Source organism: Cupriavidus sp. IDO, from assembly GCF_000812465.1.
Lineage (GTDB): Bacteria > Pseudomonadota > Gammaproteobacteria > Burkholderiales > Burkholderiaceae > Cupriavidus.
The window spans coordinates 1-3,942 of the sequence record NZ_JWMA01000171.1 but is presented as its reverse complement, the minus strand read 5'-3'; the positions used below and the strand labels follow the sequence as shown (position 1 = coordinate 3,942).

Below are 3,942 nucleotides of genomic sequence, written 5' to 3'. Positions count from 1 at the left end.
TTGGGCAGGACGTCCTGCAATGCGCGTCGTTCAAGCATTGCATTGGCTTAAAGACACCATTGCCTCTGACAGCGAGCGGATAGCAACTGCGCTTCGCACCGTGCTCGAACACCCCGACCATGGTCAGTCAATCCGCGAGGACCTGATGGCCGGCCTCGGTGCCATGCCAGCATGGATGCGGACCTTTGTTCGCGATCTCCTGGATTGCAATGGCACAGGCGCCGCCACCGGCGAATGCGATGCGAAGAACGGGAAGGTGTCCCATGAAGCCTGACTATCGTCAAATCATCGAGGCAACCGACACGGACCGGCGAGACCTGTTTATAACTACGGCGGCAAGACTCGGGACGGCAGTCCAGCATATCGAGAAGGATTTTTGGGTGTGTTGGGCCCTAGATGCGCTGTTCAATGGAGTAGCTCAGCCGCCCCGCATCCTGTTCAAGGGAGGAACTTCGCTGTCGAAAGCGTTCTCGTTGATCACAAGATTTTCCGAGGACATAGACATAACGGTGTTCCGGGAAGATCTTGGGCAGCCAGTTCAGGTAGCGGAACTCGCCGCGCTAAGCGGGAAGAAGCGGCGCGTGCGGCTAGAAGAAGTTCGGCAAGCCGCGCAAGCCCACATCGCAGGCCCGATGCGTGAACAATTCGAAGTGCTGGTGCAAGACCAGATGCCAGCAGGACGTTACCGGATCGAGCTTGACCCCGCCGACAGAGACAACCAGACGATCCTTTTTTGGTATCCCGCGGTCACCGCCGACGACAATGCGTACATCCGTTCTGCAGTGAAGATCGAAGCGGGAGCTAAGTCGGCCCTGGACCCGCATGTAATGGCCTCCATCACGCCATATGTCGCGAATGAGCTCGCTTATCTTGATCTCGCCGTTCCCAACGTGACGACTGTGGCGCCCGAACGGACGTTCTGGGACAAAGTGATCATTGCGCACGGCCTTCGGCAATGGCACGGGCACAGAGGGGAAATCCGGCATGGTGGTCAGCGGGTGACACGACATTACTATGATCTACATAGCATGCTCGAATTGGCCAAGCGCAGCGGATGGCATTTGCGTGATGACTTGGCCAATGACTGTGCCACCCACGCGGACATGTTCTTCGGCAGCCCCGATCTGCGCTTGGATCAAGCAAGGCGGGGAAGTTTTACGCTAACGCCAACGGAGGATATGCGAGAAGCTTTGGAAAAGGACTATCAGGCGATGAGCGGCATGATTTTCGGTGAAGTCCCAGCCTTTTCAAAGGTGATCACTGCCGTCGAAGAGCTTGAGCACCTCGTAAATTCGGAGAGCCAATGATGAAGGCAAGGTTGGTTCGGTGCGACGGTCAAGCGAGACACTTTCACCCGGAATTCCTGAGTGAAACGTAAATCCATGTCACAGCAAACCATCCGCGTTTGCTGTGACCGCAAATTCAGGTCATACGCTAGTGTCCTGCGCCAGAAATTCGTAGACAAAATCGCTTGATGCTGGCGAAGATGTCATCGGCAGACTTCGTCCACACGAATGGCTTGTGGTTGGCGTTGTTCAGGTCAAGGTATTGGCGGATGGCTTGCTCAAGTTGTTGGGTTGAGCGATGCGTGCCGCGGCGAATGTATTGTTCAGTGATGGTCGCAAACCAGCGCTCCACCTGATTGATCCATGAGGCAGAGGTCGGTGTGAAATGAACATGGAAGCGCGGATGGCGAGCGAACCAAGCCTTGATCGACGGCGTCTTGTGCGTGCCGTAGTTGTCCATGACGAGATGCACATCGAGCGTGGGTGGCACGTTGGCTTCGATCGTGCGTAGAAACTGCAGGAACTCACTGCCGCGATGCCTGCGATGCAATTCACCGATAACTTCTCCTGTGGCGATGTCCAGCGCAGCGAACAACGTTGTCGTGCCATGGCGCATGTAGTCATGCGTGCGTCGCTCGGGGAGGCCTGGCGCCAGCGGCAAGATGGGCTGCGTACGGTCCAGTGCTTGGATCTGGCTCTTCTCGTCAACGCACAACACCATGGCCTTGAGCGGTGGGTCGAGGTACAACCCCACGATATCGCGCACCTTCTCCACGAACAATGGGTCGGTGGAGAGCTTGAAGGTCTCCTGTCGATGAGGCTGCAGTCCAAAGGCACGCCAGATACGCGTCACGGTCGACGGCGATAGATTCGCCGCGCGAGCCATACTCCGCGTGCTCCAGTGGGTGGCGCCGGCCGGCACGGATTCGAGCGTCTGGGCAATAATCGCATCCACCTGCGCATCACCGATGGTCCTCGGTGCCCCTGGTCGCGGCGCATCGAGCAGTCCGTCGAGCCGATGTGCCACATAGCGCGCGCGCCATTTCGATACGGTTTGCTGAGTGACACGCTGCCTTGCCGCGACGGTCTTGTTGTCCAAGCCTTCAGCGCTAGCCAGCACAATGCGCGCGCGTAAGGCCAACGCCTGTGCCGTCTTGCGCCGCATTGTCAGCGCCTTGAGTTGCTCACGTTCGACCTCACTCAACACAAGTTCCGCCTTTGGTCTTCCTCTCATCACCGCCTCGCCGTTTGCGTGCCTTCAACGCAGACTACTACGCAGTGTCAATAATGCAATGAATTTCTGACGCGGGACACTAGTGTAGTGCGTCATAAATAATGCAACTTAATCGCGATTTGCGAGTCTCCTGTTTGTGCAAGGAGGGAGAACCCATGAGAATCGCGGCACAAGTTGAGCTGAATGAAGGCAAGCGCAAACAGTTGGAATCATGGGCGGCTGGCCGGCGGGTCCCGGTTCGACTGGCCGAGCGCGCCAAGATGATATTGCTCGCGGCGCAGAGCCACACAGACAAAGAGATCGGTGTGCAGCTCGGTATTTGGCGAGGCACGGTGGCGCGCTGGCGAACGCGTTTTATCGCGAATGGTGTGGCGGGGATCGAGCGGGATGAGACGCGACCCGGGCGCAAGCCGAAGATCTCAGCACGCAAGGTCAAGGCCATCGTGGCGCTGACGACGCAACAGCGTCCGGATAACGCGACGCATTGGAGCACGCGCAGTATGGCGGCGGTGAGCGGTGTCAGCGCGGCGAGCGTGCGGCGCATCTGGCAGGCGCATGGACTCAAGCCGCATCGGGTAGAAATCTTCAAGATATCGAACGACAAACACTTCAAGGAGAAGCTGGAAGACATCGTCGGGTTGTATCTCTATCCTCCGGAACACGCATTGGTCTTCAGTTGCGATGAGAAGTCGCAGATCCAAGCGCTTGAGCGGACCCAGCCGGGCTTGCCGATGAAACGAGGTCGCGCTCAGACGATGACGCACGATTACAAACGCCATGGTGTGACGACATTGTTTGCCGCGCTGAACACGCTGGATGGCAGCATCATTGGCCAGTGCGAGACGAAGCATCGTCATCAGGAGTGGCTGAGCTTCCTGCGCAAGATCGATCGCAGCACCCCCAGGGACAAGGAACTGCATTTGATTGCCGATAATTACGCAACGCATAAACACCCTGAGGTAAAAGCGTGGCTGGCCAAGCACCCACGATTTCACATGCATTTCACGCCCACCAGCGCCTCCTGGCTCAACATGGTCGAGCGCTTCTTTCGTGATCTGACAGAGAACCAGTTGCGCCGCGCAGTCTTGCGCTCGATACCCGAATTGGTCAGCACGATCGAGCAGTACATCGACAAGCACAATCGTGATCCCAAACCGTTCATATGGACGGCTAAAGCGTCCGACATCTTGGCGAAAGTCACACGCGCCCGCGCCAAGCTGAATAAGATGCAATCCGTTTGACGCACACCACTAGGTGGGGTTGGTGGACCCCACGTATGGGGTATCGATGCGATGCAAGTGGATTTTTGAACATAACGCCCGTTCTAGTGTAGTGTTCCGTTCTTGATAGAACTTATATGAATTCGGCGTCTCCAATGCGCTACTGCGACACAGCGTGGAGAGAGCGAGTGCGAGTTGCCCC

At 57.2% G+C, this 3,942-nt stretch carries 3 protein-coding genes and 1 pseudogene; 3 read left to right on the top strand and 1 reads right to left on the bottom strand.

The genetic code is table 11. From position 1 onward, the window contains the following. Both RM96_RS31345 and RM96_RS31340 read left to right on the top strand, forming a co-directional pair. Positions 1–274: pseudogene (locus RM96_RS31345) on the top strand (DUF6088 family protein); the annotation flags it as partial. Next, positions 264–1,307 carry a nucleotidyl transferase AbiEii/AbiGii toxin family protein gene (locus tag RM96_RS31340; RefSeq protein WP_039015637.1) on the top strand — a complete coding sequence of 348 codons (1,044 nt, stop codon included), beginning with the start codon at positions 264–266 and terminating at the stop codon, positions 1,305–1,307. The pseudogene RM96_RS31345 and the gene RM96_RS31340, both read left to right, overlap by 11 nt. A 127-nt stretch (positions 1,308–1,434) precedes the next feature. Here the strand turns inward: RM96_RS31340 and RM96_RS31335 are convergent, their stop codons facing one another. After that, positions 1,435–2,520 (bottom strand): IS630 family transposase, encoded by a 1,086-nt coding sequence (locus RM96_RS31335; protein ID WP_039015636.1) that lies wholly within the window; start codon positions 2,518–2,520, stop codon positions 1,435–1,437. Positions 2,521–2,675: 155 nt separating this feature from the next. On the opposite strand from RM96_RS31335, the gene RM96_RS31330 reads away from it, so the two are divergent. Further along, the gene (locus RM96_RS31330) at positions 2,676–3,761 is read left to right on the top strand and encodes an IS630 family transposase (protein ID WP_039015635.1); all 1,086 of its coding nucleotides are present in this window, start codon (positions 2,676–2,678) and stop codon (positions 3,759–3,761) included. The last annotated feature ends 181 nt before the right edge of the window (positions 3,762–3,942 follow it).

Excerpts from the sequence above, each read along its gene's own strand:
- RM96_RS31335 (WP_039015636.1), bottom strand. The coding sequence starts at position 2,520 with ATGAGAGGAAGACCAAAGGCGGAACTTGTGTTGAGTGAGGTCGAACGT.
- RM96_RS31330 (WP_039015635.1), top strand. The coding sequence starts at position 2,676 with ATGAGAATCGCGGCACAAGTTGAGCTGAATGAAGGCAAGCGCAAACAG.
- RM96_RS31340 (WP_039015637.1), top strand. The coding sequence starts at position 264 with ATGAAGCCTGACTATCGTCAAATCATCGAGGCAACCGACACGGACCGG.